The following is a 23,707-nucleotide window of genomic DNA, read 5'->3' as shown; positions in this document are numbered from 1 at the left end:
CATCCTCCCAGCTCAGGAACTCGATTAGTACACACATTCTAATCGACGGTCCTGACATTGCCCAGCGTGCGAAAGGGGCCTGTCGCGTCCGCGCGAACCTTGTGGAGTCCGGGTCTATGTTGTGGATGATCTTGTGGGGTCCGGATTTACCTTGTGGGGCGCACAAGAGCAGGAATCGACGATGGTGCATAATCCATCGGCATGAATGTCGATCTTCCGGGCGAGCCGGCGGCGGCGCCGGCTCGCAACCGGGTACGGGTGCCGGCTGGGCGGTCGTACAGGGTGCACGTCCGGCTGACCGCTGAGGAACTGCGCGATGTGGCGGCGGCTGCGGCGCGGGCGGGGCTGACGCCGACCGGGTACACCGGAGAGGTCGCGGTCGCTGCTGCCCGCGGCGGCGTCGAGACGGCGGCGACCGGTCCGAGCCGGGCTGAGCTGGCGCGGGTGCAGCGGGATCTGCTCGCCGCCCGCACGGCGCTGGTCTGTGCCGCCGATGCGCTCGACGCCGGGCGGGCTCCGTCGGCCGGGAGTGGCGTCGCGGCTTGTTCTGCGGTGGTGGCGCGGCTGGACGCGGTGGCCGAGCGGCTGCACGGGCTACTTCGACGGGTCGCGGCGTGATTCCGCGGGTCCGGCCGCGTGGCGCGGATGTGCGCGAGGTGCTGCGGTATTTGCTGGGGCCCGGTGAGTACGGCGAGCACCGGGATCAGCGGTTGGTGGCAGCGTGGGCGGCGGCCGCCGTCGGCGGGGTGGCAGGTCTGCCGTCGGCGTCGTCCCCCGGCGCAGCAGGCCGGCTGGCTGGTCTGCTGGAACAGCCGGTTCTTGCCGGGGTCAACCCGCCGGCCAAGCCGGTGTGGCATTGCTCGGTGCACAACCACTCGGACGATCCGGTGCTGTCCGACGAGCAGTGGGCGCTGGTCGCGGCCGCGGTTCTTGATGGGGTCGGGTTGGCCCCCGTGGGGGATCTGGCCGCGGTGCGATGGGTGGCGGTGCGTCACGGCGTAGACCACGTTCACTTGGTCGCCACGCTGGTACGCCAGGACGGGCGCACCGTGTGGCCGCGCAACGATTACCGCCGCTGCCAGAGCGTGGCCCGGGAGTTCGAGGAACGCCTCGGGCTGCGCCCGGGTATCCGGACGCCGGCCGTGTCGGGGGTCGGGCATGGGTGAGGTGACGCTGCGGCCGGTGTCGGGCGGGGTGAGCGGTGACCCGCTGGGCGGGTTCGAGGTCGGCTACGTCGGCCTCGACGGCATCGAGCACCGCATTCCACTGGCAGACGCCTGGTCGGCGCGATTCGAGCGGTGCCGCCCGGCGCGGCGGTTTCCCCAGTACAAGGGGCAGAAGCACTTCCCCGGTCGGTGGTGGACGGCGACGATGGGCCATCACGTCGGCTACGAGTCGTGGCTGGAACGCGACCACCTGATGCTGCTGGACTTCGACCCGGCCGTGGTCGCAGTGGCCTCTCAACCGTTCTGGCTGTTCTGGGCCAACGAGCAGGGCAAGATCCGCTCGCACGCCCCGGACTACTTCGCCCGGCTGGCCGACGGCGGCGCCCGTGTGGTCGACTGCCGCCCGCTCCAGCGGATCAAACCGAAAGACGCCGTGAAGTTCGCCCAGACTCGGACGGCCTGCGAGCAGCTCGGCTGGGACTACCGGGTGGTCGGCGCACTGGATGCGATCCTGGTCCGCAACGTGCGTTGGCTGGCCGGCTACCGGCACCCCCGTCACGACCTGCCGGCGGTGGCGGCCACGCTGCGGCAGGTATTCGCCGAGCCTGGTGCGCTGCTGGCCGGCGCGGAGGCGGTCGGTGATCCGATCGCGGTGCTGCCGGTGCTGTTCCACCTGCTCTGGCGCCACATGCTGCACGCGGACCTGTCCACGCCGCTGCACCCGGACACCGTCGTCACCGCGGCGGTGGCAGGGTGACGCCGCGGTCGGTGCTGCGCCCGGGTGACTGGGTGCACTTCGACGGCGGTGAGCACCAAGTGGTGGGACTGGCCGGAGCGTCGGTGCGGCTGCGCTCGGAGGTCGGCGGCGCCGACCAGGTGGTGCTGGCCGGGCACCTGATGGCGTCGCCCGACTTCACGGTCATTGACGGGCGCCCGGCACCACAGGTGGAGCCAGTCGGGCTGCTCGACGCGTTGTCCGAGGACGTGCTCGCCGCGGCCAAGCAGTGGGAACGCCACATCGTGGAGGTCGAGACCGGGCTGCCGCCGCACGCACCGCTCGACGCGACGCCGAGACCCGAGTACGACCCGGCGAAGCACAGCCTGGCCGAGCGGCAGCGCGCCAAAGGCGCGGAGCTGGGCGTCAGCTACCGCACGATCGAAAACCGGCGGCTGCGCTACACCGCTCAGGGGCTGTGGGGGCTGGTCGACCAGCGGGCGGTGCGGACCTGGGAGGTCGCCGGCCGGGCCGATGCTCGGCTGGTCGAGGTTGCCCGGGAGGTCATCGCGGCGCAGACCGACGCCTCGACCGGCACCCGATCCCGCCTGATCCGCCAGGTGATCAAGCGGGTCGAAGAGATCCACGGGCCGGGGGTGGTGCCGCTGCCCGGTCGCAGCGCCTTCTACGAGCTGGTCGACCGGCTCGCCGCCGGCAAGCACACCTTCGGCTCAGCGGTCACCCGCCGACAGATGGCCAACCGGCCTACCGGCGTGTTCACTCCGACGTTCGCCTCCCGCCCCGGTGAGCAGGTGCAGATCGACTCCACCCCAATTGACGTGATGGTGGTTCTCGACGACGGTTTGCCGGTCCGGGCCGACCTGACGATCGCCGTTGACGTCGCCACCCGCACGATCTGCGCCGCGGTGTTGCGCCCGGTCGGCACCAAGGCCGTCGACGCGGCGTTGCTGCTGGCCAAGATGTTGGTCCCGGAGCCGATGCGGCCGGGCTGGGCCAACGCGCTTCGGCTGTCGGCGTCGCGGATGCCGTATGCCCGGTTGGTCGACATCGACATTCGCATGCGGGAGGCGGCGGCCAGGCCGGTGATCGTCCCGGATCAGATCGTCATCGACCACGGCCGGGTGTTCGTGTCGGAGACCTTCGAGCGGGCCTGCAACCGGCTCGGGATCTCCGTCCAGCCGGCCCGCAAGGGCACCCCGACCGACAAGGGTGTGGTCGAGGCCACGAACGCTGCGGTCAAGACCTTGTTCGCGCAGCACGTCGCCGGCTACACGGGCGGCAACCCGATGATGCGCGGCCGTGACGTCGCCGGGGAGTGGACGATCGGCGAGTTGCAGGACCTGCTTGACGAATGGCTCATCGTTGGCTGGCAGCACCGCCCGCACGAGGCGCTGCGTGACCCGCACCAGCCTCGGCGGGTGCTCACTCCGAACGAGAAGTACGCCGTGCTGGTCGCTGTCGCCGGTTACCTGCCGCTGACCCTGACCGGCGAGAATTACCTGGAGTTGCTGCCAGTCAAGTGGCGGCGGATTACCGCCGAGGGCATCCAGATCGATAACCGCACCTACAACGCCGCCGCTCTCGGCCCCTACCGGCACCAGCGGTCCGGAATGGTCGCGCAACGGGACCGGTGGGAGGTGCACTACGACCCCTACGACGTCTCCCAGGTCCACCTGCGCACCCCGGACGGCTGGATCACTGTCCCCTGGACGCACCTGCCGATGGTGTCCGCGCCGTTCGCCGACTTCACCTGGCGTCACGCTCGTCGCCTGGCCGGCAGGGGAGCCACCGAGGCCGAGATCGCCCGGGTTCTCGACGACCTGCTCACCCGTGCCGAGCACGGACCGGACAAGGCGAGCGCCCGCATCACCGCCCGCACCCGCGGCGGTCAAGCCACCCACCGGCCTCAACTGCCCGAGCCTGCCCCACCCTTGGCCATCGACGAGTCCACCGCGCCGGCCGCTGAGGTCATCCCGTTCGGGGTCTTTGACGCTGACGCCGAAGCAGAGAGGTGGATATGACCACCGTCGCCGACGACGACGTGATCATGCCGGAGGAACCGCCGACCACCAAGGAAGGCTGGCGCCGGTTCGTGGACTACCAGCCCGAACCACCGGCCGCGCTCAGCGCCGAGCAACTCCTCGCGCTGACCCGGTCGCGGCGGGCCGCGCACGACGAAGCCCGCCGCGAATACCACGCCGAACTGCCGCTGGTGAACACACCGATCATCCGGCAGATGCTGGGCACCGGTCGGCTGCTGGTCCAGCTCAACCGACGGCAGGTCTCCGCCCGGCGCGGCCTGATCCTGTCCGGCGCATCCGGCACCGGCAAGACCACCGCGCTGACCCAGCTCGGCCGCACCCACGAACGCGCCGTCCGCAAGCGGCACCCTGACAGCCGGCACCGGCTGCCAGTCGCCTACGTCACCGTCCCACCGGCCGCGACCGCCAAAATGCTCGCCGTCGAGTTCGCCCGCTTCTACGGTCTGGAGTTCTCCGCCCGGGCCAACATGCCCGACATCGTCAACGCGGTCTGCGCCACAGCCGCCAACACTGGTATCGAGCTTGTTCTGGTCGACGAGATCCACAACCTCAACCTCGCCACCCGAGCCGGCGCCGAGGTGTCCGACCAGCTCAAGTACTTCGCCGAAAGGCTGCCGGCCACCTTCGTTTACGCCGGCATCGACGTCGAAGCCGAAGGGCTGTTCGCCGGCGTCCGCGGACGCCAGATTGCCGGCCGGTTCACCCTGATCGCGTCCACCCCGTTCGCCTACGGCACCACCGAGCAGCGCACCGCCTGGCGGTCACTGATCGCCACTCTCGAAGCCATGCTGCGGCTGCACCGACACACCCCTGGAACCCTCGTCGGTCTCGATGAACACCTCTACCGCCGCACCTCCGGCATGATCGGCAGCCTCTCCCAGCTCATCCGCGGCGCCGCGATCCTGGCTATCGAGGACGGCACCGAACAGATCACCCGCGACCTGCTCGACCTGGTCCCGGTCGACTTCGCCGCCGAGAAAGCCACCCGAACATCCCCGCCACGCCCGCGCGCCCGCCGGTCGGCCGAGACCGCCGCCACGAGCGCCTGATGTCCCCACGCCTGCCCATCGCCGTCGCGCCCGCCCACCACGAAACCGCCGCGTCTTACATCAGCCGGCTTGCGAACCTGCATGGCATCCCGTTTCCCGAGCTTTGGCAGCAGGTCAGCCGGCCCGGCGCCGCAGGCGGCGGCGCTCGGCTCATCGCCGCTGACCTGCTCGCCGCCGTCACCGGCATACCCGAGAACCTCCTGGCCCGCGCCGTCATCGAGATCCGCCGACCCGAACCCGACTGGCTCGCCTTCCGTCACGAACCGCAACACGGATGTCCCCGCTGCACCGCCCGGCACCCCGGCGGCACCGTCCGTCAACTCCTGCCGCACCACCGCTACGTCTGCACCCGGCACCGCATCTGGATCGGCCCGCCGGACGTGATCGACCAGCCCTATCCCACCCTCGACGAGTTACCCGAGATCGTTGCCGCGCAACGCGCGCACCTGCGGCTCCTACGCCGCCTCGGCCCGGCCGCCACCTACGACGCCGTCCTCACCGGCTTCCTCATCTGCGGCCACCGGTGGGACCAAGACGCCCACCACCCCGACGACGCCCGCCTTGACTGGGGCGAACGCGCCGCCGAACTCATCCCGCACGGCACCGAGGAAACCACCTTCAGCACCTCCCGACTGTTCGCCGCGACCTACCCCGAAGCCGTCAAGATCGCTGCCCTCGTCGGCTCGCTGCACTGGCGCCGCCTCGCCGCAAACGACCCCGCCGGGCAACACCGCTTCGCTGCCGAGATCGGCCGCCGGCTCGGCCAACCCGACTACCGGCCCAAAGTCGTCCACGATCCGATCGCCCACTGGATCGACGACGACTGCTGGCGGCCACCCAGCCTGCCGCGAACCACCTACCGCACCCAACGCGGTTTCGGCGGCCACACCATCCCCAAGGCCCACCAGCACAGCATCGACCGGCACAGGCGCAGCGCCCGATGGTTCGCCCGCAACCGGCGAGGCGGACGCGGAATCCTCTACCACCGCCACATCGGCCCCGTCCTCGCCCGCGACTGGGCACGTCAAATGGATCTGTTCATCGGCACCGTCGCAGCCAGCGCTGAAGCAACCACCTTCTCCGACACCCCGGCCGCCACCATCGTCGGCGACGCCACCGAACCTGTCATTGCCGACTACCAAAGACCCACGGCAGTGAGATCCGACTACCTCGACACCGCCGTCAACCCCGTTCCCTGGCCCACCCGCGAGTCACCACCAGGACCACGCGGAGGACGACCGCTGCTCGGACACGAACGCAAGATTTTCACCACACCAGGACGCTAATCTCGGGCAACCTGCCACCGCATACGATCTCGACATGCAGCGGCTGGCGCTCTTCGATCTGGACAACACGCTCGTCAACCGCAGCGCGGCCTTCCGCGCATGGGCCCAGGAGTTCGTCATCACCCACCGCCTCGACGACGCCGCCTTGACCTGGCTCCTGGAAACCGACGCCCGAACCTCCGGCACGAAAGGCCCCTTCTTCCACGCCGTCCGCGAGGCTTTTCGCCTCGAACAAGCTGCCGACGAACTCTGGCAGCAGTACCGCCAACGCATGCCGGAACTGGTTGCCTGCCGCTCACACGATCTGGAAGCGCTACGCCTGCTGCGCGCCGCCGGCTGGCGGATCGGGATCGTCACCAACGGCATGACCGACAACCAACACGGCAAGATCCACCGCGCTGGCCTTCACACGCTGGTCGACGGCTGGTGCATCTCCGACGAAGTCGGCATCCGCAAACCCGAACCGGCGATCTTCGACATCATCGCGCAGCGCTGCGGAACATCACTGGCGCAAGGCGGCTGGATGATCGGCGACGACCCGATCCTCGACATCGCCGGCGGGCGCCTCGCCGGGTTGCGCACCATCTGGCTGCAACGCGAGTCGACGTTGTGGCCGGAGGACCAACCAGCACCCGACAACACCGTCGCGACTGTCGCGGACGCCGTCGAAATCCTCCTCCACGCATCGCAACCGGCATGACCAGCCAACCCCTCTCCGATCACGACACACCCGGCGGACATCCGACCACGACAGCGAATAATGCCCTGATGTCACGGCCAACCATCAGGATCCGGCGAGTAACGGACCTGGACCAGTGCATTCAAGCTTTGCAAGCAGTACACGAAACCGATGCATACCCCCTGAACTGGCCGGCAGACCCGCACAACTGGCTCAAGCCACCACGGTTGCTCCAAGCATGGATCGCCGAAGGGGCTCAGGGCGGCGTCGACGGTCACGTCGCGGTCCAACGCCCACACAGCGAAATGCCCCCTCGCCACGTCGAACTTTCCCGGCTCTTCGTCGCCCCGGCCGCCCGCCGCCGTTCACTCGCCAGCGCACTCATCGACCACGTCCGAACCTGGGCCGCTAAGCATGGATACGACCTCACGCTGAACGTCACGGACGAACACCGCTCGGCAGCTGTCGCCTTCTACGAAGCCACCGGCTGGCAGCACACCCACACCACGGACGCGGACTGGACCAACCCCGACGGCAGGCCCGTCAAGCTGCGCCACTACATCCTCACCAGCAGAACGTCCGACCCCGGCAGAGCCCCGCAAACACTGCCAAGCACCAGAACCACAAAGTAGCCCCGGACACTCTCGCCCGACGCCGTCCGGACCTACTCTGCGAGTCGCAGGTCGGTGCCTTGATCATCCGCAACCTGGAACTGGACGCGACAGGGCCGCCCGGGGCATCTCGGACGGCCCCTTCCGACGAAATTTCAGAGCTGACCGACGTCGGTGACCCGTACGACGGCAGTGCCCGCCTCGTCGGAGGCGGCCAGGTCGACCTCGGCGCTGATGCCCCAGTCGTGGTCGCCCTCCGGATCGTCCAGGATCTGCCGCACCGTCCAACGTTCCCGACCCTGCTCGATCATCAGCAGCGCCGGGCCGCGGGCGTCCGGGCCGGTGCCGATGCCGTCGTACGACTCGAAGTAGGGCTCCAGCGCCTCGGCCCACGCGTCGGCCGGCCAACCGGAGTCCGCGTCCAACTCGCCCAGCGTGTGCCACTGCCGCAGTGCGGCCAACTCGACCCGCCGGAACAGGGCGTTGCGCACGAGTACCCGCAACGCCCGCGGGTTGCGGGTCACCGCAGCCGGCCGGTCGTCCAGAGCGGCGGCCACTTCGGGCAGGTCCGTCGGGTTGCGCAGCCGTTCCCACTCGTCGATGAGGCTGGAGTCGACCTGGCGGACCAACTCACCCAGCCACTCGATGAGGTCGACCAGTTCCTCGGTCTTGGCCTCCTCCGGCACTGTCTGCCGCAACGTCTTGTACGCGTCGGCGAGATAGCGCAGCACCAGTCCCTCCGAGCGGGACAGTCCGTAGAACTGCACGTACTCCGTGAAGGTCATCGCCCGCTCGTACATGTCCCGCACCACGGACTTGGGGGAGAGCTGGTGGTCGACCACCCAGGGATGCCCCCGCCGGTACATCTCGTAGGCGTCGTCGAGCAGTTCGGCCAGGGGCTTGGGCCAGGTCACCTCGTCGAGCAGTTCCAGCCGGGCCTCGTACTCGATGCCCTCGGCCTTCATCGCGGCGACCGCCTCGCCGCGGGCCTTGAACTGCTGGGCGGAGAGCACCTGGCGGGGGTCGTCGAGGATCGACTCGATCACCGACAACACGTCCAGGGCATACGCCGGGGACTCGCGGTCCAGCAACTCGATAGTGGCCAGCGCCAGAGGTGACAGCGGCTGGTTGAGCGCGAAGTCGAGTTGCAGGTCGACGGTGAGGCGGACCCGCCGCCCGGTCTCGTCCGGCTCGGGCAGCTCCTCGACCACCCCGCCGGCCCGCAACGCCCGGTAGATCGCGATAGCCCGGCGGATGTGCCGGCGCTGAGCGGCGGCGTCCTCGTGGTTGTCGGTCAGCAGGTGCCGCATGGCCGCGAACGCGTCCCCGGGGCGGCCGATGACGTTGAGCAGCATCGAGTGGCTGACCTGGAAGCTGGAGGTGAGCGGCTCCGGTTCGGCCTCCACCAGCCGGTCGAAGGTGGGCTTGCCCCAGCCGATGGAGCCCTCCGGTGGCTTCTTGCGTACCACCTTGCGTCGCTTCTTCGGGTCGTCACCGGCCTTGGCGAGGGCCTTCTCGTTGTCGATGACGTGTTCGGGTGCCTGCACGACGACCCGGCCGATCGTGTCGAAACCAGCGCGTCCGGCCCGACCGGCGATCTGGTGGAACTCCCGCGCCTTGAGCAGTCGGGTACGTACGCCGTCGTACTTGGACAGCCCGGTGAACAGCACCGTGCGGATGGGCACGTTGATGCCGACGCCGAGGGTGTCGGTGCCACAGATGACCTTCAGCAGTCCGGCCTGGGCGAGGGTCTCCACCAGCCGGCGGTACTTGGGCAGCATCCCGGCGTGGTGTACACCGATGCCGTGCCGGACCAGCCGGGACAGGGTCCTGCCGAAACCTGAGGTGAACCGGAACCCGCCGATCGCAGTCGCGATCGCGTCCTTCTCGGCCCGGGTGCAGACGTTCACGCTCATCAGCGCCTGGGCGCGCTCCAGGGCGGCGGCCTGAGTGAAGTGCACCACGTACACCGGGGCCTGCCTGGTCTCCAGCAGTTCTTCGAGGGTCTCGTGCAGCGGCGTCGTCGCGTACGAGAAGAGCAGCGGGACCGGCCGCTCCGCCGAGCGGACGACGGCGGTCGCCCGGCCGGTACGTCGAGTCAGGTCGTCGACGAACCGGGTGGTGTCGCCGAGGGTGGCTGACATCAGCACGAACTGCGCCTGCGGTAGTTCGATCAGCGGCACCTGCCAGGCCCAGCCCCGATCCGGTTCGGCGTAGAAGTGGAACTCATCCATGATCACTTGGCCGACGTCGGCCCGGCCGCCCTCACGTAACGCCAGGTTGGCCAGGATCTCGGCGGTGCAGCAGATGATCGGGGCGTCGGCGTTGACGCTGGCGTCGCCGGTGAGCATGCCGACGTTCTCGGCGCCGAAGACCTCGCAGAGCGCAAAGAACTTCTCCGACACCAGCGCCTTGATCGGCGCGGTGTAGAAGGTCGTCCGGTCGTCGGCCAGCGCGGCGAAGTGCGCGGCGACGGCGACCAGGCTCTTGCCCGAGCCGGTCGGCGTATTCATGATCACGTTGGCCCCGGAGACGATCTCGATGACCGCCTCGTCCTGATGGGGATAGAGGTTCAGGCCGCGCTCGGACGCCCAACTGGCGAACGCGTCGTAGAGGGTGTCGGGGTCAGCGGTCTTCGGCAGCGCGGCGGTGAGTGTCATGGCCGGTCCATGGTGCCTGGACGAACTGCCCGCACGCCAACCGGGCGGCCGGATCGGACGCTGGGCTCAGCTGTTGGGAAGTGCCCTTCACACACCAGGTGTCAGCGAGGTGCCCTTCTTACCGCTCAGCGGCGGCGGTAGATCAGGTCGGCGATCGGGCGGCCGGCACGCAACGCCCGCCGCTCGAACCGGGTCACCGGCCGGTGATCGGGCCGGGGCGCGTAGCCGTCGTACGCGTTGACCAGGCCCGGGTCGGCGTCCAGGGTCGCTCGCATCGACACGGCGTACTCCGCCCAGTCGGTGGCGCAGTGCAACGTGCCGCCGGCCGCCAACCGGGAACGTAACCTGGCCACGTGCGTCGGCTGGATCAGCCGTCGCTTGTGGTGACGGGACTTCGGCCACGGATCCGGGAAGAAGACATGCACGGCGTCCAGCGACGCGGGCGGCAGCAGTTCCATCAGCTCCACCGCGTCCCCCTCGACGATCCGGACATTGCCCAGCCCACGAAGGTGGACCAGGTCCAGCAGGTTCGCGATTCCCGGGGTGTGCACGTCGACCGCCAGATAATCTCGATCCGGGTCGGCGGCGGCCATGTGAGCGGTCGTGTCGCCCATGCCGGATCCGATCTCGATCACCAGGGGTGCCCGTCGGCCGAACAGGGCGACGTGGTCGAACGGGTCGACGTCGGCGAGGCGCAGCCCGTACCGCGGCCAGAGTTCTTCGAGCGCCGTCACCTGCCGGCCGCTCATCCGGCCGCGACGCGGGTGGTAGGTACGGATCGCCCGCGCCGCACGTGGTGCGGCGACGGCGGGAGTCGGGTCGGTGGGGGTCACAACTCACCGAGCCTACGCGAGCACCCCGCCGGACCGGATGTGATGTACGCCCGGTGGTGGGACCATCATCGGGAGACGGCAGTACCGGGTGCCCGGCGACCGCCCGGCGTACCGGGAGGGGGCAGCGTGTCAACAGTGACCGCCACTCGTGCGGCGCGATTCGCCGCTGCTCTGCGCACCGTCGCGCCGCTGTTCGTGTTCGCCCTGTTCACCCTGTCGCTGACGGCGGTGCCGGCCGGGGCGTCACCCGTTCGGAGCGCCGTCGCGCCGGTCTTCGCCAGGCAACCGACGGGGCAGCCCGGCGCACCGGATACCTCGTCGCAGCCGGGCCCGACCGTGTTCGTGGAGGTATCGCCGAGCATGGTGGAACCGGGCCACCTGGTCGGGCTCCGGGCCAGCTGCCACGACAACTCGGTGGGCGCCATCGTCGTCTCGGACGCGTTCGGCCGGGTCGCCGTGCAGCCGCAGCGCGGGTTGCTGACCGGTACGGCCATGATCAAAGAACGGGTGCTTCCCGGCAACTACCGGGCCAAGCTGGAGTGCCGGGGCGGCGAGACCGCCTCCACCATGATCCAGGTGGTACGCCAGGTGAAGCCCAGCCGTGGGCCGGCAACCGGCTTCGGTGGCGGCGCCCGCGACATCACCGCCAATCTGCTGCTTCCCGGCGGTCTGGCGCTGACCGTCACCGGCATGGTCCTCTGGATCACCGCGACCCGCCGTCGCGGCAGCCCACGGTGAGCCGGCCATGACGATCGCCCGCCCACCCGGCCCGACCGGTAACTCACCCCGGCCCGGCCACCAATCCGACCTGTTCGTGCCGCCGGCCGGCCGCTCCGGCCCGCTGCCACTGTCCACCGATCGGCGGCGCGCACCCAGGAACACCGGAAGAGCAGCCCGAACGGTGCGCTCCGGGCGCAGCCCGTGGTCGTTGCCGCTCGCGGTGCTGCTCGTACTGGCCGGCGTGTTCGCCACCGGTGCCGGGCTCGGGCACACCGTCGGCGGGCCACTCGACTGGACCGCCGTCGCCGGTGGTGAACGCACCACCGGAGCGCCGGTGCCCGCCGGACGTACCGCGGCGAGGCCGGTGAGCCTGTCCATCCCGTCGATCGACGTGTCGGCGTCGGTACGGCCGGTCGGCGACGCACCCGACGGCTCGATCGCCGTGCCACCGCTGAGCCGCCACGAGGAAACCGGGTGGTACGACCGTGGTCCGGTGCCGGGAGACCCGGGGCCGGCGGTCATTGTCGGGCACGTGGACACCAGGAGTGGCCCGTCGGTCTTCTACCACCTGGGGAAAATGAAGGTGGGCGACACCGTCGAGGTTGCTCGGGATGACGACTCGGTGGCCGTCTTCACCGTCGACTCGGTGGAACACTTCCCGAAGGAGCGCCTGCCGGCCGACCGGGTCTACGGCCACGAGGGACCAAGGGGCCTGCGGCTGATCACCTGCGGTGGCGAGTGGCTCGGTGGTGGCACCGGCTACGCCGACAACGTCATCGTCTTCGCCAGCCTCACCACGACCCGCCCTTCCTGACGGACCGGTCGTTGAGGCGGATGCCGGTCGGGCCGCACGGACCTCGGCCCGACCGGAGTCACCGGCACCCCCGTGACCGATGCGCCGTACACGGCGGTGAGGTGGTGACCGGGTAGCCCGTCAGGGGACCCGCTGTACGACCTCGAACTCCAGGAGGGTCGCACCCGTGGCGACCGGTGGCCGCTGCTCGGCGCCGGGCGGGGCGGCGTGCGCGGCGCGGGCCGGACCGGCGGCCCAGTCCTGGTACGCCTGCTCGGTCTCCCACCGGGTGTAGACGAAGTAGCGGTCGTCGCCGGCCACCGGGCGCAGCAGTTCGAAGCCGAGGAAGCCGGGGGAATTCTCCACCGCCCGGGCCCGGGCGGCGAACCGCTTCTCCAACTCCTCGCCGCCACCGGGCGGAACCTCGATCGCGTTGATCTTCACGACTGGCATGGCCTCACCCTAGCCGGGTGGGAGCGGGCGCGGGCCGCGGTTCGAAGTCGACGACGACGGGAGCGTGGTCGGAGGGGCCCTTACCCTTGCGGGCCTCCCGGTCCACGTACGCCGACCGGACAGCGCGGGCCAGCGGGGCCGAAGCGTACACCAGGTCGATGCGCATGCCCTTGTTCTGGTGGAACATGCCAGCCCGGTAGTCCCAGTAGGTGAACGGGTGCGGCCCCTTCATCGCCGTGGGCACCACATCGGTGAGACCGAGATCGCGCAGTGCCGCAAGTGCGGCCCGTTCGGGCGGCGTGACGTGGGTGGAGTTGACGAACAGCGTCGGATCCCACACGTCGTCGTCGGCGGGTGCCACGTTGAAGTCCCCACAGACAGCGAGCGGCGTCGGGTTGGCCAGTTCGGCGTCGAGCACGTCCCGCAGCGCCGCCAACCAGGCCAACTTGTACGCATAGTGGGGGTCGTCGGGCGCGCGGCCGTTCGGTACGTACACCGACCAGACCCGCAGCCCGCCGCAGGTGGCCGAGATCGCCCGGGCCTCCGGTGCGGGGAAGCCGGGCTCGCCGGGGAACCCGACGGTGACGTCGGCGAGCCCGGCCCGGGACAGAATGGCGACCCCGTTCCACCGGCCGTCGCTGTGACTGGCCACCGTGTAACCCAGCTCGCCCACTTCCGCGGCCGGAAAGGCGCCGTCTGGACACTTGGTCTCCTGCAGGCAGACCACGTCCGGCTCGGTGCCGGCCAGCCAGTCGAGCAGCCGGGGCAGGCGGGCCTTCACCGAGTTCACGTTCCACGTCGCCAGGCGCATGATGCCAGCCTGCCCCATCCGGCATCGACCCGCGCGGTAGGCACGCTGCCCGTCAGCGGCCAGTGAACCGGTGCCGGGCCGAACGCCGCCCTTCCCGCGGATCAGGGAGTGTCGTTGTTCGGGCGGGACTGCTCGGCGAGGAACCGTTCCAACTCGGCGCCGAGCTCCTCGGCCGTGGGCAGCGGACCGTTCTCCGTGGCGAGCAGGTTCTTCTCCCCCCGGCCCCGGGCGTACGCGTCGAACTGTTCCTCGAGGGCCTGGACCAGGGTGGTGGCCTCATCGCTCTGGGCGACCTGCCGGTCGATCTCCACCCGTACCACTTCGGCGGCGGAACGCAGCCCGTCGCGGGGCAGGAGCAGCCCGGTGCTGCGGGACACCGACGCCAGCAGCACCTCGGCGGCAGCCGGGTACTCGGCCTGTGCCACGTAGTGCGGCACGTGCGCGGCGAAGCCCAGCGCGTCGCGGCCGGCCTCGCCGAGGCGGAACTCCAACAGGTGACCAACGTTGCCGGGCACCTGCACCCGCTGCAACCACGGTTCGTAGCCGGCGATCAGCTCACGCCGGGTGGCGTGCGCGGTCACGCCGGTCGGCCGGGTGTGCGGCACGGCCATCGGGATCGCGTTGAGCCCGACGGTGAGCCGTACGTCCAGCCGGGCGGCCAGCCCGGTGACAGCGGCGGTGAACCGTTCCCACTGCAGGTCGGGCTCCGGCCCGGTGAGCAGGAGGAAGGGTGTCTCGTCGTCGTCGTGGAGCAGGTGCAGCCCCAACTCCGGGGCGTCGTAACTCTCCCAGTGGTCCTCGACGAAGGTCATCATCGGGCGGCGGGAACGGTAGTCGAAGAGCTGGTCCAGGTCGAACCGGGCGATCGGGCGGGACTCCAGCGATGTCAGCAGCTGCTCGCGGGCGAGTCGGCTCGCGTTGCCGGCGTCGACGAAGCCGGTGAGCGTCTGGATCAGTACCGGCTGACCGAGGTCGGGCAGATCGTCGGTGAGTTCGTAGAGCTCGTGTGGGTCGAGCACCGGTGCGGCCTCCCTGCAGGTGCGTAGCGGGCCACCGGATTGACGGCACCCCGATCGCCAGAACGTACCCGCCATCCTTGTGCATTCCTGTCGCGTCGGTCCGCCCGGCCCGGCGTCACCGTCCCGACGCCCGGCGGTACCCCGTTGCTGCCGCGGGGTACACATGGATGGGCGCCACCGAAAGGAGAGGTGATGAGTGACCCCGTACCCGCAGAGGGCCGACCCGTCGCCCCCGTCCCGCCGCCGGGCGGCCGGGTCGTCGAGGCGCCGCCGGCCACCCTCTGGGACCGGATGCGCCAGGACCCGCAGTACGCTCCCGAACACCTTGCGCTCGAGGCGGTGCGTCGGCTCGGCCCCGAGGCGGCGCAGTGGGCGCAGCGGGTCCGGGCCGAGCAACCCGGGATCAGCGCCGAGACCCTCGCGGAGCAGGCGGTACGCCGGTTCGTCAATCAGGCTCGGCTCTCCGGCGCGGTCTCCGGTGTCGCCGGACTGCCCGGTGCGGTGATCGACGTCGGCGTGCTGGCCTGGACCCAGTCCCGTATGGTCCTGCACGTCGCCGCCGCCTACGGTGCCGACCCGACGCATCCCGACCGCGCCACCGACCTGCTGGTGCTGCAGAGGGTGCACAAGGTCGCGGCGAGCGCCCGAGTGGCGCTGGGGGTGGCGGCCGGACGCGAGCGGGCGGGCGCGCTGTTCGGCGGTGGTGGGCAGGGACAGCTGGGCCGGGTGATGCTGCACCTCGGGGTCAGGCTGGCCCAGATGGCCGGGGTACGCGCGGCGAAACGGCTCTTCGCCAAAGCGGTCCCCGCAGCGGCGATCATCCTCGGCACCTGGGCGAACTCGTCGGCTACCAAGAAGCTGGCCGAGCGTTCCCGGGTGCTCTACCGGAAGCACGCCACCCCCCGGATCCCGTCGCCCCGTCGCCCCGACGACATGGGTGGTCAGTCGGCGTAGCCGGCGGAGCGCCAGGTCACTTCGGCAAGGCGGGACTGACCGGCGGTGTTGGGGTGGAAGTAGTCCAGCCGGTTGACCAGATCCAGATCGAAGCGGACCTGGTGCGCGGCGCCGCCGTCGTAGCGGCAGCGGGAACCGTAGGCCCGGCAGGCCGCTCTCAGCTGACTGTTGTAGGCGGTGATGCGCTCCCGGAAAGCCGCGCGGCGGCTACGGTCGGCCGGAGCGGTCGACGTGGCATCGGCCAGCAGCGCCGGACACACACCCCGCCGCCAGGCGCGCACCGCCCGGGGCTCGTCGTGGCCGACCTCCCAGAGCCGGTACAGGTCAGGGATGCTGACGACCAGAACCCGGGCTTTCGGCCGCCCCTCCCGCAGCACCCGCAACCCTCGGTTGACCTCGGCCCGGAAGTCGGCCACCGGGGTCATCGCGTCGATCGTTGCGCGGCAGGCGTCGTTGGCGCCCACCAGCACCGTCACATAGTCGGCGCGGTCGCGTACCGCCGCTTCCGCCTGACCGGCCAGCGCCGTGGCACGGGCCCCCGCCCGCGCGTGGTTGTGCGCCTTCCCGCGCAGCCCCGGGTTCCGGTCGAGCAGCCGCCGGTAGTGGCTGTCGACCCGCAGCCCGTCCCCCGTGGACCAGGAGTTGCGCTGGCACGAGTTGAGGAAAAGACAGGAACCGAAGCCCGTGGTGATCGAGTCGCCGAGGGCGGCGACGACGCGGGGTGACCCGGGCTGGGTCGTGCCACCCGAAGGGCGCGGTGCCGCGTCCCCACCCGCTTCACAGGCCAACGCGACGAGTGCGAGCAGGCATACGGCGGCGGTGGTCCAGCGTCCAGGCATGATGTCCTAGCCTCACAGCGCAGAGCGACAGCACGGTGACTCTACGCGGGTGAGGTCGGCAGGTCACGCGCTGTCGGGGATGCGGCAGTGCCCTGTCGACTCTCCGGACATCGTGCTAAGAACGCGGCCGTCGGGGCGCGTGCTGCGTACGCCACGGGGCTGGCCGGCCGTGCAGCCACCAGTGCAACGCCCCGGTGATCCGGGGGAGGACCAGATAGGTCATCAGCGGGGTCAGGGTCAACGTCATGACCAGCACCCGCGCCGCAGTCGGCAGCCCCGGCAGGAACTGGCCGGTCAGCAGCGTGGCGGTCAGACTGAGCGGGAAGAACGCCAGCCAGATCGTCACCGCCTGCTTCCAGCGTGGCGGCGACGGTGACACGGCCGGCTCGGCGTCGAGCGGCTCGACGCTCGTCGCTCGCGGTGGGTCGAACCACCCCTCGATTCCGGTCCGCCGCTCGACATGGGTGTGCTCGACGATGCCCTGCGCCGACGTCAACCACCAGTGCCGCTGCGGCGATTCCTCCCAGCGACGCAAAGTGTCCGGGTCGGCGAAACGGTAGAGCATGTGCCATTCACCGGATCCGGGGGCACGGCGAACCCAACCCGCGCCCAGGAAACCCGGAAACACCTCGGCGAGCGCCGTTCCGGCCCGCATCCACGCCACCATCTCGTCGGTACGGGCAGGGTCGGTGCGTCGGGCGACGGCGACGGTCACCGGCTCGGCCTGGCTCACGGTCATACGTCCATGGTCCCCGCCGCCACCGGGAAAGGCAGGGTCCGGCCGGGCCGGTGTAACGCAACGCACGCTGCGACGACGTGGCCGTCAGGAGCTTCGGCGACGGTCCGGGTCCCGTTTGGTCGGGCACGTGGGTCGGGCGGGGCGGGGAAAGCATCCGGGTGACGCTTACCTCTGGCGGGGCGGGGTAGGTGGAGGTGATGACGAGATCACAACCCCGGCGCGCCCGCGGCACGGTCGGTCACGCGTACAGCGCGTTGAACCTGCGGCTGGCGCTGGCCAGCTTCGGGCTCGTCACCATGACCGTTTTCGCGGTGTTGGCGTTTCGTGCCGACGTGGCCTGGTTGGGCGTCGTCTGCGCCGTCCTCGCGTTGATCGCCGTCGTCGACCTGATCATCATCCAACGTCGTCGCGCCGCCCGCCGCCGGGAGGAACCCGGAGCGCGGCACTCACTCTTCGAGTGACGGGAGAAGCCATGATGACCATCGCCACCACCAATCCGGTCAACGGCCAGGTGCTCAAGACGTACGAGGCGATGTCCGACGAACAGGTCGACGATGCGATCGAGCGGACCCACCTGGCGTACCGGCAGCTGCGCGGCACCACGATCGAGCAGCGTGGGCGGTGGCTGACCGCGGCGGCCGACCTGCTGGAGGCGGAGCGGGACGAGACGGCCCGGTTGATGACCACCGAGATGGGCAAGACGCTCGCCGCCGCCAAGGCCGAGGTCACCAAGTGCGCCACCGCCTGCCGCTTCTACGCCGACCGGGCGGCCGGGTTCCTCGCCGACGAGCCGGCCGACGCCGCAGCGGTCGCGGCGACCCGGGCGTTCGTCCGCTACCAACCGATCGGGCCGGTGCTGGCGGTCATGCCGTGGAACTTTCCCCTCTGGCAGGTGCTGCGCTTCGCCGCACCGGCCCTGATGGCCGGCAACACCGGCCTGCTCAAGCACGCGTCCAACGTTCCGCAGACCGCGCTGCTGCTCGAGGGCCTGTTCCGGCGAGCCGGCTTCCCCGAGGGCGCCTTCACCACGTTGCTGGTCGGCTCCGAGGCGGTGGACCGGATCCTGAGCGACCCCCGGGTACGAGCCGCCACGTTGACCGGTAGTGAGGTCGCTGGCCGCTCGATCGCGCAGATCGCCGGTCGGGAGTTGAAGAAGACCGTGCTGGAACTGGGCGGCAGTGACCCGTTCGTGGTGATGCCTTCCGCCGATGTGGAACTGGCGGCCCAGGTGGCCGCCACGGCCCGCTGCCAGAACAACGGCCAGTCCTGCATCGCGGCCAAGCGTTTCATCGTGCACAACGACGTCTACGACGCCTTCGCCGAGGCGTTCGCACACCGGATGGCGGCCCTGCGGCTCGGCGACCCGATGGACGACGACACCGACGTCGGACCGCTGGCCTCCGAGCGGGGCCGCAACGAGATCGACGCGCAGGTGCGTGACGCGGTCGACAAGGGGGCCACCGTGCTCTGCGGCGGGGAGAAGCCGACCGGGGCAGGCTGGTTCTACCCACCGACGGTGGTGACGGACCTCGACCCGGGCATGCGCATGTGGTCGGAGGAGGTGTTCGGCCCGGTGGCCGGGTTGTACCGGGCCGCGTCGTACGAGGAGGCGATCGAGTTGGCCAACGGGACCGCCTTCGGGCTCGGCTCCAACGCCTGGACCCGCGACCCGGAGGAACAGCAGCGGTTCGCCGCCGACCTGGACGCCGGGGCGGTCTTCGTCAACGGGATGACCACGTCCTACCCCGAGCTGCCGTTCGGCGGGGTGAAGAACTCCGGCTACGGCCGGGAACTCTCCGCCCAGGGCATGCGCGAGTTCTGCAACATCAAGACGGTCTGGGTCGGTGAGGGTACGGCCGGCGTCGGTGCCGGCGCCCACTCCGAGTAGTCCCGGCAGAGTCGGCGCGTGGCCGGGCAAGGAAGAGTCTCCTTGCTTACAGCTGTGGCCCGGTGGGTAGTGAAGCGCGGCATGACGGCGATCGCGTTTCACGCTTCCCATGAGCAGATCCACCCGCGTGAGCTGCTGGCGGCGGTGATCCACGCCGAGCAGGTCGGTTTCGATGCCGCCATGTGCTCGGACCACTTCGCACCCTGGAGCGAACGCCAGGGCCACTCCGGCTTCGCCTGGTCCTGGCTCGGGTCGGCGTTGCAGGCCACCGATCTGTCGTTCGGGGTGGTGAACGCTCCCGGGCAGCGTTACCACCCGGCGATCGTCGCGCAGGCGATCGGGACTCTCGCCGCCATGTATCCCGGCCGGTTCTGGGCGGCGCTCGGCTCCGGTGAGGCCGCCAACGAGCACATCACCGGCGATGTGTGGCCACGCAAGGAGATCCGCAACGCCCGGCTTCGTGAGTGCGTCGACGTCATCCGGGCCCTGCTGGCCGGCGAGGAGGTCAGCTACGACGGTCTGGTCCGGGTGGACCGGGCGAAGCTGTGGAGCCGCCCCGAGCAGCAGCCGGCACTCGTCGGCGCCGCGGTGAGCGTCGCCACCGCCCGCTGGTGCGCCGAGTGGGCGGACGGCCTGATCACGGTGAACGCGCCAACCGACCACCTGCGTCGCATGATCGACGCGTATCGGGAGGCCGGGGGGCGCGGGCCGGTGCACCTCCAGGTGCATCTGAGCTGGGCGCCCACCCAGGACGAGGCCGAGGCGACCGCCTACGACCAGTGGCGCAGCAACATCTTCGCCCCGCCGGTCTGTTGGGACCTGGCCACACCGGAGCATTTCGACGTGGTCTCCGCCGACGTGCCGATGAGTCGGCTCGCGGAGGTGGTCAACATCTCTGCCGACCTCGGGCAGCACGTCGGCTGGTTGGAGGAGTACGTCGACCTTGGCTTCGACCAGATCGCGCTCCACCACGTGGGCCAGGACCAACGCCCCTTCCTGGACACCTTCGCCGACCAGGTCCTCCCGAAACTGCGCCCCTGACCGACCCACCCCATCGGCTCGTGTAGACCAGCAGTCGGCGACAGCAGTCGATTGTCACGTTGCCGGCATCTCATGTCGACGTGGACAGGGTGGGTCGGACGGGGCGGGTCAAGAGTTGGCCGGGCCAGGGGGGACGGTCAGGGAGGTTGACCGTGAACGGGTCGGTGGGGGTGAAGCCCTGACGCTGGTAGTAGCGCACCAGAGCGCCATCGTCACCGGCGTAGCAGTCCACCCGTAGCAGCCCGACGCCGCGTTCCCGTGCCAGGTCGGCAGCGTGTGTCAGCAGCTGGCCGCCGAGGCCACGGCCGGCGTACGCCCGGTCGGTGACCAGCAGGTTGACGTACAGCTCCGGTTCGGTCGGGGGCGGGACGTACTCGGTGGCCGTACCCACCACCAACGCGCCGACCGGGCAGTCACCGATCTGGGCCAGCCACAGCCCACCGCTGGTGGCCCACGCGTCGGCCTGGGTGATGCGACGGGCGTCCGTCGAGGCCGGTCGGGTGCCCCACTGTCCGGTCCGGCCCCGCGCGGCCAGCCAGGCGGTCGCGTCGTCGAGCAGTCGCAGAACCTCAGCGGCGTCCATCGGCCCACCGGCGCGTAGCACCACGTCGTCATCGCTCACCGGCTCATGCTGCAACATGCCGGCTGGTAGTGGCCAGGCCCGAAGCGGCAGGACGGTCCGGCCCGGAGGTCTGTCGGATCCGGGCCGGACCGGTCTGTGTTCGTGCCGGCCGGGTGGGGTGCCGGTCGCCGACGGCACCCCACCCGGGCTTCAGGACACGGTGCAGGCCGTGCCGTTGACCGTGACCAGACCGGGCGAGGGGTTCGCGCCGCCGCCGGTGGTGGCGTTGAATCCGAACATCACCGAGGCGCCCGGGTCGATCCGCGAGTTGTACGAGTCGCTCTTCGCGGTCACCGTGGCGCCGGACTGCGTCACCTTGGCCATCCACGCCTCGCGTACCTTGGCGTCGCCGGTGAAGGCGAACCTGGCGGTCCAACCGTTGACCGTGGTGGTGCCGGTGTTGCGGATGTCCACCTGGGCGGTGAAGCCGGTGCCGCCCTGCCACGAGCCGTAGTTGGTGTACGAGACGGTGCAGGTCGGTGGCGGGAGCGCACCGGCGTCGCCCTGGTCGGCCAGGAACGAGGCGATCCAGGCCAGCGCCGAGTTCCAGTTGATCGCGACCTCGTTGGTGGAGTACGAGGCGATGTCGTCGACGTAGCAGAACATCGGCGCGCAGCCGGCGAGCAGCTGCTCCACGAACGGATTTTGGAGCGCGGCGTTCGGCCCCCCGGCGATCGAACCGGCGGGCGGCTTCGGCATCGTCGGGTCGAGTTGGAAGCCGAATATTCGGCTGTGCTGGTTCTGCGCGGTGTGCTCGCCCCATCCGGTCACGTACGAGACGTTCAACGCGTTGCGGCCGAGGATGTAGTCCATCGTCTGTACCGCGCCGTCGCGGTACTTCGCCGCCCCGGTCAGGTCGAACGCGGTGGCCAGCACCACCGCGTTGTTGATGATGGCACCGTTGCCGCCCCAGAAGTAGCTGTTCGGGTCGCCGGGCATGGGCAGCCCGTACGCCTGCCGGCCGATCTCGGTGAGGTAGCTGTCGGCGGCGATCACCACGGAGTCACGGATCCGGGCCCGTTCGGCGGCTGGAAGTCCGTTCGGCACGGTGGCCAGATCGAGGCGACCCAGTGCGGCCACGCTCTGCCAGCCGAAGCCACGGGCGTCGAAGACGTCGCCGGTGTGGTGCGGTGAGGCGGTCAGGTCGGTCAGGTAGGTGCGTTCGCCGGTGGTCAGGTACAGCTCGGCGGCTGCCCAGTAGAACTCGTCGGTGACGTTGGTGTCGTCGTACGGGCCACCGCCGTTACCGGTCGACGGGGCGTACCGGGCCGGGTTGGCCTTGGCCGCCGTGTACGCGGTTTTCGCCGCACCGCCGCAGCGCTGTGCGAACGCCCTGTCGTACGGGGCGAACAGTCGGGCGCACTGGGCGGCGACGGCGGCCAGGTTCAGGGTCGCGGCGGTGGACGGCGGGTGCAGCTCGCGCGGCTCCGGGTCGTCCTCCGGCCGCATCGGCAGGCCGGTCCAGTTCCGGTCGTGGATCTTGTGGTGGGCCATCCCGGCGAGTGGCTTACCGGCCGGCACCTGCATCCGCAGCAGGAACTCCAGCTCCCAGCGGGCTTCGTCGAGGATGTCCGGCACCCCGTTGTCCCGCTCGGGCAGCCGCAGCGTGCCGTCTGCGAGTTCGGCGCCGAAACCGGCGGTGGCGGCGTTCTTGGTCCGTTCGAAGGCGCTCAGCAGCTGGTAGGTGGCGATACCACCGTTGACCACGTACTTGCCGTGGTCACCCGCGTCGTACCAGCCACCGCGTACGTCGAGACGGTAGTCGCAGGCTTCGGCGGCGCAGGGCACGCTGGTGTCGCCCTGGTTGGGGGCGACGTCGAGATGACCGGCGGGGCGGGCGTACTCCTCGCCGACGAGGTCACCGTCGATGGCGATACCGCTGCGCTGGATGTAGAAGAACTGCAGCGCGTCTGACCGGAGCTGGTCGTAGAGCGTGCCGGAGATGTCGAACGGGTGGCTCACCTCGCCGTCCACGGCGAGCGTCAGCCCCTGACCCGGGGTGCGGTACGACGAGAAGTCGACCGAGTGCACGTGTTGCGCCGACGCCTGGTCGACCCCGCGGACAGTGGTGCTGCCGCTGGCCAACACGGCTCCGGAGGCGGAGTGCAACTGCCAGGGCAGTGCTTCGGTGGCCTCGGTGACCACGGTGGCGTTCTTCGGGCCGCCCGGCAGGTAGCCGACCTGGTTCACCCGGACCCTCGGGCCGGTGTCCGGTTCGTACGGCTCGGGTGGTTCGCCGCCGCGCAGCGACACGTTGTCCAGGCAGACGGTGCGTGCCTCGGCACTGCCGCCGATCTGGAAGATCAGCTGGGCGCGACTGTCGTCGTTCGGGGCGACGAAGGTGCGCTCGACGCGCTGTTGGGTGGGCGTCGCGGCAGCGGTGACCGAGTAGTAGCCGGTGTACGGCTCGCTGCCGAGTTGCAGCACCGCGGCGACCGGGTGACCGGGAGCGGAGCTGACGTCGAAGGCGAGGGTGTACTCGGCGCCGGCAACCAGCGGGAGCGCGTCGTGGCCGATCCCGGCGTCCCACGGGTTGGCCAGGCCACCGGCCACGGCGGCGCAGAGCTGGCCGTCGACCACGCCGAGGGTGTTGGTGCCGTAGGAGAACCAGGGCGACGATCCGTCGCTGAAGTCGCCGTTGCGGATCTGTTCGGGTGCGTCGGCCGGAGGGTCGGCGAAAGCGGTGCCGGCGCTGACGCCGACAAGCGCCACGGCGGTCGCTGCGGCGAGCACCGCGAGACGACGTCGGGATGGCGTCACGGGGGA

23 protein-coding genes are annotated in these 23,707 nt (G+C 70.3%); 14 read left to right on the top strand and 9 right to left on the bottom strand.

Features of this window, described 5'->3' with window-relative positions:
• Window positions 1-201 precede the first annotated feature (201 nt).
• The 8 genes from HCA58_RS10470 (at window position 202) to HCA58_RS10440 (ending at window position 7,590) form a co-directional block, all read left to right on the top strand.
• Window positions 202-618 carry a hypothetical protein gene (locus tag HCA58_RS10470; RefSeq protein WP_169597582.1) on the top strand — a complete coding sequence of 139 codons (417 nt, stop codon included), beginning with the start codon at window positions 202-204 and terminating at the stop codon, window positions 616-618.
• A complete protein-coding gene (locus HCA58_RS10465) occupies window positions 615-1,166 on the top strand; it encodes a hypothetical protein (protein ID WP_169597581.1) in 552 nt (183 codons plus the stop codon). The genes HCA58_RS10470 and HCA58_RS10465 overlap by 4 nt, the downstream gene beginning before the upstream one ends.
• Window positions 1,159-1,923, top strand: coding sequence for a TnsA-like heteromeric transposase endonuclease subunit (locus tag HCA58_RS10460; RefSeq protein ID WP_205808240.1), 765 nt, complete (start codon window positions 1,159-1,161; stop codon window positions 1,921-1,923). Before HCA58_RS10465 ends, HCA58_RS10460 begins: the two co-directional genes overlap by 8 nt.
• A complete protein-coding gene (locus HCA58_RS10455; RefSeq protein ID WP_169597580.1) occupies window positions 1,920-3,923 on the top strand; it encodes a Mu transposase C-terminal domain-containing protein in 2,004 nt (667 codons plus the stop codon). Before HCA58_RS10460 ends, HCA58_RS10455 begins: the two co-directional genes overlap by 4 nt.
• Entirely contained in the window at window positions 3,920-4,993 is a 1,074-nt protein-coding gene (locus tag HCA58_RS10450; RefSeq protein WP_169597690.1) for a TniB family NTP-binding protein, read from the top strand. The genes HCA58_RS10455 and HCA58_RS10450 overlap by 4 nt, the downstream gene beginning before the upstream one ends.
• Window positions 4,993-6,279 (top strand): TniQ family protein, encoded by a 1,287-nt coding sequence (locus tag HCA58_RS23490; RefSeq protein ID WP_240955933.1) that lies wholly within the window; start codon window positions 4,993-4,995, stop codon window positions 6,277-6,279. The genes HCA58_RS10450 and HCA58_RS23490 overlap by 1 nt, the downstream gene beginning before the upstream one ends.
• 34 nt (window positions 6,280-6,313) lie before the next feature.
• Complete coding sequence (locus tag HCA58_RS23485) at window positions 6,314-6,979, top strand: HAD family hydrolase (RefSeq protein WP_240955931.1); 666 nt, start codon at window positions 6,314-6,316, stop codon at window positions 6,977-6,979.
• A gap of 68 nt (window positions 6,980-7,047) precedes the next feature.
• Window positions 7,048-7,590, top strand: coding sequence for a GNAT family N-acetyltransferase (locus HCA58_RS10440; protein WP_169597689.1), 543 nt, complete (start codon window positions 7,048-7,050; stop codon window positions 7,588-7,590).
• 134 nt (window positions 7,591-7,724) lie between these two features.
• Here the strand turns inward: HCA58_RS10440 and HCA58_RS10435 are convergent, their stop codons facing one another.
• Complete coding sequence (locus HCA58_RS10435; RefSeq protein WP_169597579.1) at window positions 7,725-10,229, bottom strand: DEAD/DEAH box helicase; 2,505 nt, start codon at window positions 10,227-10,229, stop codon at window positions 7,725-7,727.
• A 125-nt stretch (window positions 10,230-10,354) separates the two neighbouring features.
• Window positions 10,355-10,978 (bottom strand): tRNA (guanosine(46)-N7)-methyltransferase TrmB, encoded by a 624-nt coding sequence (trmB, locus tag HCA58_RS10430; RefSeq protein ID WP_240955976.1) that lies wholly within the window; start codon window positions 10,976-10,978, stop codon window positions 10,355-10,357.
• A gap of 219 nt (window positions 10,979-11,197) precedes the next feature.
• Here trmB and HCA58_RS10425 point away from each other — a divergent pair, with 219 nt between their 5' ends.
• Both HCA58_RS10425 and HCA58_RS10420 read left to right on the top strand, forming a co-directional pair.
• Window positions 11,198-11,800 carry a hypothetical protein gene (locus tag HCA58_RS10425; RefSeq protein WP_346775945.1) on the top strand — a complete coding sequence of 201 codons (603 nt, stop codon included), beginning with the start codon at window positions 11,198-11,200 and terminating at the stop codon, window positions 11,798-11,800.
• Window positions 11,801-11,807: 7 nt separating this feature from the next.
• A complete protein-coding gene (locus HCA58_RS10420) occupies window positions 11,808-12,596 on the top strand; it encodes a class F sortase (protein WP_169597576.1) in 789 nt (262 codons plus the stop codon).
• Window positions 12,597-12,716: 120 nt separating this feature from the next.
• Here the strand turns inward: HCA58_RS10420 and HCA58_RS10415 are convergent, their stop codons facing one another.
• The 3 genes from HCA58_RS10415 to HCA58_RS10405 form a co-directional block, all read right to left on the bottom strand.
• The gene (locus HCA58_RS10415; RefSeq protein WP_169597575.1) at window positions 12,717-13,028 is read right to left on the bottom strand and encodes an antibiotic biosynthesis monooxygenase; all 312 of its coding nucleotides are present in this window, start codon (window positions 13,026-13,028) and stop codon (window positions 12,717-12,719) included.
• Between the two features lie 4 nt (window positions 13,029-13,032).
• On the bottom strand, window positions 13,033-13,839 hold the full coding sequence (locus HCA58_RS10410) for an exodeoxyribonuclease III (protein WP_169597574.1): 807 nt from the start codon (window positions 13,837-13,839) through the stop codon (window positions 13,033-13,035).
• A gap of 101 nt (window positions 13,840-13,940) precedes the next feature.
• A complete protein-coding gene (locus HCA58_RS10405; RefSeq protein ID WP_169597573.1) occupies window positions 13,941-14,858 on the bottom strand; it encodes a PAC2 family protein in 918 nt (305 codons plus the stop codon).
• Window positions 14,859-15,050: 192 nt separating this feature from the next.
• Here HCA58_RS10405 and HCA58_RS10400 point away from each other — a divergent pair, with 192 nt between their 5' ends.
• Window positions 15,051-15,812: an EcsC family protein gene (locus HCA58_RS10400; RefSeq protein ID WP_169597572.1), complete on the top strand. Its 762-nt coding sequence runs from the start codon at window positions 15,051-15,053 to the stop codon at window positions 15,810-15,812.
• On the opposite strand, the gene HCA58_RS10395 is transcribed toward HCA58_RS10400, so the two are convergent.
• Window positions 15,800-16,651 (bottom strand): GDSL-type esterase/lipase family protein, encoded by an 852-nt coding sequence (locus tag HCA58_RS10395; RefSeq protein WP_169597571.1) that lies wholly within the window; start codon window positions 16,649-16,651, stop codon window positions 15,800-15,802. The genes HCA58_RS10400 and HCA58_RS10395 overlap by 13 nt on opposite strands.
• 115 nt (window positions 16,652-16,766) lie before the next feature.
• Window positions 16,767-17,390 carry an antibiotic biosynthesis monooxygenase gene (locus HCA58_RS10390; RefSeq protein WP_169597570.1) on the bottom strand — a complete coding sequence of 208 codons (624 nt, stop codon included), beginning with the start codon at window positions 17,388-17,390 and terminating at the stop codon, window positions 16,767-16,769.
• Between the two features lie 197 nt (window positions 17,391-17,587).
• On the opposite strand from HCA58_RS10390, the gene HCA58_RS10385 reads away from it, so the two are divergent.
• The 3 genes from HCA58_RS10385 (at window position 17,588) to HCA58_RS10375 (ending at window position 20,319) form a co-directional block, all read left to right on the top strand.
• On the top strand, window positions 17,588-17,851 hold the full coding sequence (locus tag HCA58_RS10385; protein ID WP_169597569.1) for a DUF6343 family protein: 264 nt from the start codon (window positions 17,588-17,590) through the stop codon (window positions 17,849-17,851).
• 14 nt (window positions 17,852-17,865) lie between these two features.
• Window positions 17,866-19,278, top strand: coding sequence for an NADP-dependent succinic semialdehyde dehydrogenase (locus tag HCA58_RS10380; protein ID WP_169597688.1), 1,413 nt, complete (start codon window positions 17,866-17,868; stop codon window positions 19,276-19,278).
• Window positions 19,279-19,359: 81 nt separating this feature from the next.
• Window positions 19,360-20,319 carry a TIGR03885 family FMN-dependent LLM class oxidoreductase gene (locus tag HCA58_RS10375; protein ID WP_169597568.1) on the top strand — a complete coding sequence of 320 codons (960 nt, stop codon included), beginning with the start codon at window positions 19,360-19,362 and terminating at the stop codon, window positions 20,317-20,319.
• A 70-nt stretch (window positions 20,320-20,389) separates the two neighbouring features.
• On the opposite strand, the gene HCA58_RS10370 is transcribed toward HCA58_RS10375, so the two are convergent.
• Both HCA58_RS10370 and HCA58_RS10365 read right to left on the bottom strand, forming a co-directional pair.
• A complete protein-coding gene (locus HCA58_RS10370; protein WP_346775944.1) occupies window positions 20,390-20,941 on the bottom strand; it encodes a GNAT family N-acetyltransferase in 552 nt (183 codons plus the stop codon).
• Between the two features lie 150 nt (window positions 20,942-21,091).
• A complete protein-coding gene (locus HCA58_RS10365; RefSeq protein ID WP_169597566.1) occupies window positions 21,092-23,701 on the bottom strand; it encodes a glycoside hydrolase family 9 protein in 2,610 nt (869 codons plus the stop codon).
• Between the last annotated feature and the right edge of the window lie 6 nt (window positions 23,702-23,707).

It is taken from the genome of Micromonospora sp. HNM0581 (assembly GCF_012726175.1).
In the GTDB taxonomy this organism is placed as follows: domain Bacteria; phylum Actinomycetota; class Actinomycetes; order Mycobacteriales; family Micromonosporaceae; genus Micromonospora.
The sequence above is the reverse complement of the archived record's forward strand: the minus strand, read 5'-3'. Positions and strand labels throughout refer to the sequence as shown.

Excerpts from the sequence above, each read along its gene's own strand:
- trmB (WP_240955976.1), bottom strand. The coding sequence starts at position 10,978 with ATGAGCGGCCGGCAGGTGACGGCGCTCGAAGAACTCTGGCCGCGGTAC.
- HCA58_RS23490 (WP_240955933.1), top strand. The coding sequence starts at position 4,993 with ATGTCCCCACGCCTGCCCATCGCCGTCGCGCCCGCCCACCACGAAACC.
- HCA58_RS10440 (WP_169597689.1), top strand. The coding sequence starts at position 7,048 with ATGTCACGGCCAACCATCAGGATCCGGCGAGTAACGGACCTGGACCAG.
- HCA58_RS10460 (WP_205808240.1), top strand. The coding sequence starts at position 1,159 with ATGGGTGAGGTGACGCTGCGGCCGGTGTCGGGCGGGGTGAGCGGTGAC.
- HCA58_RS10390 (WP_169597570.1), bottom strand. The coding sequence starts at position 17,390 with ATGACCGTGAGCCAGGCCGAGCCGGTGACCGTCGCCGTCGCCCGACGC.
- HCA58_RS10395 (WP_169597571.1), bottom strand. The coding sequence starts at position 16,651 with ATGCCTGGACGCTGGACCACCGCCGCCGTATGCCTGCTCGCACTCGTC.
- HCA58_RS10410 (WP_169597574.1), bottom strand. The coding sequence starts at position 13,839 with ATGCGCCTGGCGACGTGGAACGTGAACTCGGTGAAGGCCCGCCTGCCC.
- HCA58_RS10420 (WP_169597576.1), top strand. The coding sequence starts at position 11,808 with ATGACGATCGCCCGCCCACCCGGCCCGACCGGTAACTCACCCCGGCCC.
- HCA58_RS23485 (WP_240955931.1), top strand. The coding sequence starts at position 6,314 with ATGCAGCGGCTGGCGCTCTTCGATCTGGACAACACGCTCGTCAACCGC.
- HCA58_RS10435 (WP_169597579.1), bottom strand. The coding sequence starts at position 10,229 with ATGACACTCACCGCCGCGCTGCCGAAGACCGCTGACCCCGACACCCTC.
- HCA58_RS10385 (WP_169597569.1), top strand. The coding sequence starts at position 17,588 with ATGACGAGATCACAACCCCGGCGCGCCCGCGGCACGGTCGGTCACGCG.
- HCA58_RS10470 (WP_169597582.1), top strand. The coding sequence starts at position 202 with ATGAATGTCGATCTTCCGGGCGAGCCGGCGGCGGCGCCGGCTCGCAAC.
- HCA58_RS10450 (WP_169597690.1), top strand. The coding sequence starts at position 3,920 with ATGACCACCGTCGCCGACGACGACGTGATCATGCCGGAGGAACCGCCG.
- HCA58_RS10400 (WP_169597572.1), top strand. The coding sequence starts at position 15,051 with ATGAGTGACCCCGTACCCGCAGAGGGCCGACCCGTCGCCCCCGTCCCG.
- HCA58_RS10415 (WP_169597575.1), bottom strand. The coding sequence starts at position 13,028 with ATGCCAGTCGTGAAGATCAACGCGATCGAGGTTCCGCCCGGTGGCGGC.
- HCA58_RS10380 (WP_169597688.1), top strand. The coding sequence starts at position 17,866 with ATGACCATCGCCACCACCAATCCGGTCAACGGCCAGGTGCTCAAGACG.
- HCA58_RS10375 (WP_169597568.1), top strand. The coding sequence starts at position 19,360 with ATGACGGCGATCGCGTTTCACGCTTCCCATGAGCAGATCCACCCGCGT.